This is a genomic window from Acetatifactor sp. (assembly GCF_982438285.1).
Window position 1 is genome coordinate 1 of record NZ_CEWDFQ010000175.1, and the last position, 6,467, is coordinate 6,467.

The following is a 6,467-nucleotide window of genomic DNA, read 5'->3' on the forward strand; positions in this document are numbered from 1 at the left end:
CAGCAAGTCTTGACAAAAATCGAAGAACCTTATTTTTTGAGAAAATGTCTCCTTTCTGAACTTTAAAATGCTTCCTGTGAAAAAGAAAGCAGGCAAGCGCACCGAATGCAGCAGGCAAAATGGCATAGCCCAGAATCACCGGGATATTATAGTCTATCCCTGTTCCTTCCAATAAGAGGAACATACATATCAGCAAAATTTCACATACCACAATCTGAATCAATGTTGTAACAGCATATTTTCCTATTTTTTTCATGCCTTAATCCCTATTTTTACACATATAAAATATTTCAACAAAATAATTGTACCATTTTACTATATATTTGTAAATATTTTCCCTTGTTTCCGGATATTTTTTAAATATTGAATATTTCCGCTCCTTTTTCAAAACACCCCTGTAAGCCCTTCACTGACAATGCGTTCCAGCGATTGCAGTCGCATTAATCGATTATAAAAAACTACCAAAAAGAAACGATTAATATTATGAAAAGCAGACAAACCTAACAATTCTGCAAAGAATTTAATTGACAAGGCTTTTTTTCTATGATTTAATTTAATTAACTTAATTAAAGAAATATAAAGCAAGTAATAGGACAAAAGATACAGGCAAGGAGGAGTGAGATGAATGATACCATGTATGATTACATTTTAGAACAGCCGGAAGCGTTAAAGCGGGTCTGGGATTTTAGGAAGGAGGATACGGTGGTCTTTACGCAGATGCTTGAGAAAAACAAGCCCGATAGAATTTTTCTCATCGGAAGCGGAACCTCTTTGAATGCGGCAAAGGCTGCGGCCCCGGTCATGGAAGCGCTTTTGGGAATCGAGGTGACGCCTGCGGCGTCCTCGGCAATTCCTGTGATGTATGACAAAAAACCGTTTTTGATCTTTATTTCACAGGGAGGCAATTCTACCAATACGGTTAAGGCCATCCAAGCACTTTCACAGTATCCCCACATCGCCCTGACAGGGGCGGAGCACTGCGCAGTAAACCACATTGCAAAGCATATTACGATTCGCTGCGGTGAGGAAAAGGCGGGGCCAAAAACCAAGGGCTATGTGAGCACCTACTTTTTGCTTTACTGCATGGCCCTGGAGGCGGCAAAAGCCTTGGGGATTGTCTCAGAGCAGGAATATGAGAAAAGAGCCGTAGAGAATGCCCATGTACCGGAGCAGATGGAAAAAAACATTCAAACAGCCCTTTCCTGGTTTGAAAAAAACGTGCAGGAGTTAAAGGAAATAGAGAAATGCGTAGTGGTGGGAAAGCATATAGGGCAGGCGGCGGCGCTGGAAGCGGCGTTAAAGCTGCAGGAGACCATGCTGATTCCCGCCTCCGGATACGAGTACGAGGAATTTCTCCACGGACCGGATATGGCTATTGACGAAAGGATGGCGGGTCTGTATCTGCTTCCGGAAAAAAGCGATCCGGACTACGAAAGATTTGAGAGACTGGTTCGCTATCACGCAGAGCAGTCGCCCTATGTCTATACAGTGGGCGGCGGCGAAACCTTTAACACCCGCAGGGATCTGAGAATAGGGGAGGAGGACAGCAAGGCCTTGCGGATTTTCAGCTGGTGTCTGCCAAGCCAGATCATGGGCGCTAAAATTCCTCCCCTTACGGGAAGAGAGGGAAAGGGCAGCGAAATCTTCAAAAAGCTGGACGCTATACTAAACATCAAAGCAAAGCAGGAGGGGTAAGCCCCAAAAGCAGAGCAGAAAAAATTACAGGGGGTGAATCGTGGAATATGTAATTGGAATTGACAGCGGCGGAACTCATTACCGGGTGGAAGCCCAAAGCCTCCAGGGAGAGGTGCTGGGCAAATATGTGGGAAGCTACGCAAGCCATTACGCGCTCCCACAGGAGGAGGTCAAAAGGAGAATCAACCACCATATCGACCAGTGCCTGGCGGCCTTTGGAGGAGAGCGGGCAGACTGCAGGTATCTCGTCTGCGGTACAACGGGGCTTGACACGGAGGAGGACAGAATCTACCTCAATGGCCTCTATCAAAGACTGGATGGCTTTTGCTGCCCCATGGTGGTGAAAAATGACGCGGAGCTGGCCCATTATACGGTTACCGGGGGCACTGGAATTCTGGTGATTTCCGGGACGGGCTCCATCGCCTTTGGAATCAACCAAAAAGGGGAAGCCAGAAGAGTGGGGGGCTGGGCATTCTCCATCATGGGAGAGGAGGGCTCTGGCACCTGGGTGACCCGTAAGGCAATCCGGTATCTGGCGGACTGCTTCGATGGAGTCGCCCAAGAATCTCTTATGGGACATTTGATAAAGGAGAGGCTGGGCATTCATACAGCCAAGGAAATGACAGATTATTCGGCTTCTCTGACCATGAATTCCCACGAGCAGATACATTTGGGGGATATTGTAGATTATGCTGCGGAGTGCGGGGATGAAAACGCCATAGGGATTTTAAAGGCCGCTGCAAAGGAGACCTTTGGTCTTGCGGACAAGCTGATCAAGGTGCTTAAGATGCAGGAGGAGCCTGAAATCGTGGTGGGAATCTGGGGCAGCAATATTGTCCAGAGCCGCATTCATGCGGAGGAGTTTGAAAAACTCATTCGGGAAAAATATCCTCAGGCCAGAGTAAAAAGGCCTGCTATGTCCGCAGTGGACGGCGCGGCAAAGATGGCCAGGGAGCTTCTTGCCAGCAAATCCCCGAAAGTGACGGCAGGAGCTGGGTAACTATGATGCGGATTCTTTTCCGGCATCGCAATATAAATGAGATAAATAAGGAGGGTTACATGAAAAAAAGGTATTTAGCAATGTTGATGGCATGTCTGATGCTGTCCGCTTCCCTTTTGGGGTGCGGCGCACAACAGGCACAGACAGGGGAAAGCACTTCCACACAGAGTGCGGAAACAGCGGCCGGGGAAACAGGCGGCGGGGAGACTGCCGGAGAAACAACGGGAAGCACAGACCGGGAAATTGTAAATTACTGGCACATTCACACTGGACAGGAGGCAGAGGTAGAAGAAGAGCTGATTGCCGCTTACAATGCCTCTCAGGACCAGTATGAGGTGGTGGGGCTTTCCATGACGGATCAGCAAAAGCTTATTGTGGGTATGTCCAGTGAGGGCGGACCGGATGTGATTTTTTCCAGCAATTCTAATCTGACTACCTACTATTTTAACGGTCTTTTACAGAGCCTGCAGGAATATGTGGAGAGGGACAATGTGGATCTGACCCAGTGGACGGATAAGTCCATCGAATCCTGTACCTTTGACGGCGAGGTGTATGCGCTGCCTAATGGCGGAGGCTCCGCAATCCAGATGTACTATAATATTGATCTGCTTGCCCAGGCAGGCTATGACGAGCCCCCGGCCACAATGGAAGAGCTCTATGAAATGGCATTGAAAATCACAACTTTGGACGAAAGCGGCAACATCGATGTGCTGGGCTATCCCTTGTTCCCCCTTGCCAGCGCGAGACAGGAGCTGATCTATGCCTTTGGCGGACGCTGGTGGGATGACGATGGCAATCTGACGCCCCAGTCGGAAGGGATTTTGGACAGCCTTCATATGAACATGAGATTCCGTGAGCAGTATGGCATAGAGCAGGTGCAGGCGTTTATAGGCACGGCCAACACCAATCGGTATACGGAGCAGGATATGTTCTTTACTGGAAAGCAGGCGTTCCGCTTTGACGGCACCTGGCTCCCCACAATGATTGAAGAGTTTAACCCGGACTTAAATTATGGCATTGCCCTGATTCCAGGAACGGAAGCCAATCCGGAGCAGGGTGTGTGCCGCTATGAAACCTCCACTCTGGCAATGCCAATAAATGCTGCAAATAAGGAGGGCGCATGGGATTTCATTCAATTTGTGAGCGGCTATGAAGGCTCCAAAATCATGTGCGTGGGAAGGGGCTCCACACCAGTCAGAGACGATCTTTCGGAGGACCCTGATATTCTTGCAATACCGGGCTTTGAGACCTTTATCGAGGCGAACAAGCTGGAAAACGGAATCAATTACCCTAAGATAAGGGATTATGCAAGATATGTGACCCTGATTGATAACGCCCTTGATATGGTTTACAACGGATATATGATGCCGGAGGATGCCATGGCCGATCTGGCACAGCAGTGTGAAGGTCTGCAGTAGCATTTAACGGAGGGAATCCCAGAGACAGGAATATTACAGCATGAGGAATGAGACATAACGGCGCTTTGCCGGACTGTCTTTGGGATACCCTTTTGGAAAGGAGTTTATATGAGTAAGCAAGCAGATACAAAGCGGAAACTGAAAAAGAGCGGCCGTGATAATCTCAATGGATTTCTGTTTGCGCTTCCATGGATCATCGGTTTTTTGTGCTTCAGTGTTTATCCGTTAGTCTCTTCCCTGTACTACAGCTTTACCGAATTCAGTCCTGTTTCGGATCCGGTGTGGGTGGGCCTTCAAAATTTTCAAAACATTTTTAAGGACCCTCTTGTGCTGAAGTCGCTGCAAAATACATTGTTTATGTCCTTTATCTCCACGCCGTTAAATCTCCTCTGCGCTCTGTGTCTGGCGCTTATCTGTGCAAAGCGGTTTAAGGCGAAGGGGGTCGTGCGGACTATTTTTTTCCTCCCTTCAGTGATTCCTATGATTGCAGGGACAATGGTGTGGATATGGATGTTCGATCCCACCTATGGAATTATCAACAGTGTGCTTAGCAAAATAGGGATTGACGGGCCCTCCTGGCTTTTGGACCCCAAGGTGACGAAGTGGTCTTTGGTGATGATGGGACTGTGGCATGTGGGCACGGCCATGCTTGTGATCATGAATGCGGTGCAGGAGGTCTCCAGCAGCTATTATGAAGCGGCAAAAATTGACGGCGCAAATGGACTGCAGTCATTTTTTCACATTACCATTCCGGGAATCGCCCATGTGATTGTATATCAGGCTATTTTGAATTTGATTAACTCCTTCCAGTATTTCCAGCAGGTTTACATTATTGTGCGGGCAAGCAGCGGAAATGCCATGGGACTGGCCAGCGGAGGACCAGCCAACTCTATTTTAATGTATCCGCTGTATATCTTCCACAATGCGTTTATCTACATGGATATGGGAAAGGCGTCTGCAATGGCCTGGCTGCTGTTTATTGTGGTCGCAATTATGACAGTGTTTATGACAAAGGCCACCAAAAAGGTGACGGAAGCCACAGGAGGTGAGTGATATGAATTCCAACCAGTTTTATCAGGCAAAAAAATGGGTGAAAAAGGCATTGTTTGTGCTCTTTGCCACAATCCTCTGCATTATTTTTGTCACACCCTTCATTGTCATGATCAGTACGGCTTTCCGAACAAATTCAGATGCCTTTACAAGTCCGGTCACCTTGCTTCCCAGGGAATGGACCCTGGAAAACTTTCCGGCGGCCATGCAGGTGATTCCTTATTGGAGATATATGGGCAACACCCTGTTTATCACTATTTTGTCCATTATCGGGAATGTGCTTTCCACACCTCTTGTGGCCTATTCCCTTTCTAAGATCAAATGGAAGGGGGCCCCCATTATTTCAGGACTTTTGCTGGCAACCATGATGATTCCCTATTCTGTCACCATGATTCCGCTTTACAGGATTTATTCAAAGCTGCATTTGACCAACACCTACGTCCCCCTGATTCTGCCCACGTTTTTTGGAAGCTCTTACTTTATCGTGATTGTGAGACAGTTTATCAACGGGATATCCAATTCCCTGTTGGATGCGGCAAAGATCGACGGGGCTGATGAATTCCAAAGATACACCCAGGTGGTGCTGCCTCTTTGCAAGCCGGCCCTTACCACAGTGGCCATCTACGCCTTTATGAACGCCTGGTCGGATTATCTGGCGCCGATGATTTATATTTCCAGAACGGAGGACTTTACCTTATCCCTGGGACTACAGCAGTTTATGGGAGAATATTCCACGGACTGGGCGCGGCTTATGGCGGCGGCAGTGATCTTTGTGATTCCCGTCGTGATCTTCTACATTATATTCCAGAGGAACTTTGTACAGGGAATCGCAACCAGCGGACTGAAGGAATAGAGGACTAGACAGGAGAGAAATTGAAAACAAAAGGTGCGCCGGGCGCACGGATTGGAGAAAACATGAATGCGAAATTTGAACAGGAACTAAAAGAGTCACTTTACATCCATATTCCGCTGAAGCCGGATATGGAACGGTCATTGGAAACCTATGACCTGCAAAAGGAGGTCTTGGAGGAAACCGTGATCTGGGACGGAAAGGACATGACTCCCTGGACCTTTGACGGGGAGGGACGCGCCAGAATTGAGGACGGGAAGCTGGTGCTTAAGACCGGCGCCCGAAACAACCACTGGCCTGGCTTTGAAGCCCGCTCTGTCAACGCACCCACCGGCAAGTACGCCACCTTCGGCTCCTATGAGGCAAAGCTGAATGTAAAGGGGATGGACCTGGCCAGATATAACCGGCTGTACTTTAAGATACGGCCCACCTGCAAGGGAATGCACAACCCTAC

At 48.2% G+C, this 6,467-nt stretch carries 6 protein-coding genes and 1 pseudogene; 6 read left to right on the forward strand and 1 reads right to left on the reverse strand.

Annotated features, from left to right (window positions below):
• On the reverse strand, positions 1-256 hold a 256-nt coding region (locus tag AC1WIP_RS09620), incomplete at its 3' end, for a hypothetical protein (protein ID WP_481141638.1).
• Positions 257-621: 365 nt separating this feature from the next.
• Here AC1WIP_RS09620 and AC1WIP_RS09625 point away from each other — a divergent pair.
• From AC1WIP_RS09625 to AC1WIP_RS09650, 6 genes and pseudogenes are all read left to right on the forward strand, one after another.
• On the forward strand, positions 622-1,695 hold the full coding sequence (locus tag AC1WIP_RS09625; protein WP_481141639.1) for an SIS domain-containing protein: 1,074 nt from the start codon (positions 622-624) through the stop codon (positions 1,693-1,695).
• Between the two features lie 40 nt (positions 1,696-1,735).
• The gene (locus AC1WIP_RS09630) at positions 1,736-2,695 is read left to right on the forward strand and encodes a BadF/BadG/BcrA/BcrD ATPase family protein (protein WP_481141640.1); all 960 of its coding nucleotides are present in this window, start codon (positions 1,736-1,738) and stop codon (positions 2,693-2,695) included.
• Positions 2,696-2,754: 59 nt separating this feature from the next.
• Positions 2,755-4,113: an ABC transporter substrate-binding protein gene (locus tag AC1WIP_RS09635; protein WP_481141641.1), complete on the forward strand. Its 1,359-nt coding sequence runs from the start codon at positions 2,755-2,757 to the stop codon at positions 4,111-4,113.
• A gap of 108 nt (positions 4,114-4,221) precedes the next feature.
• Complete coding sequence (locus AC1WIP_RS09640) at positions 4,222-5,166, forward strand: carbohydrate ABC transporter permease (protein ID WP_481141642.1); 945 nt, start codon at positions 4,222-4,224, stop codon at positions 5,164-5,166.
• Position 5,167: 1 nt separating this feature from the next.
• Positions 5,168-6,016, forward strand: coding sequence for a carbohydrate ABC transporter permease (locus AC1WIP_RS09645; RefSeq protein ID WP_481141643.1), 849 nt, complete (start codon positions 5,168-5,170; stop codon positions 6,014-6,016).
• Between the two features lie 20 nt (positions 6,017-6,036).
• Positions 6,037-6,467, forward strand: a pseudogene (locus AC1WIP_RS09650) (hypothetical protein); the annotation flags it as partial.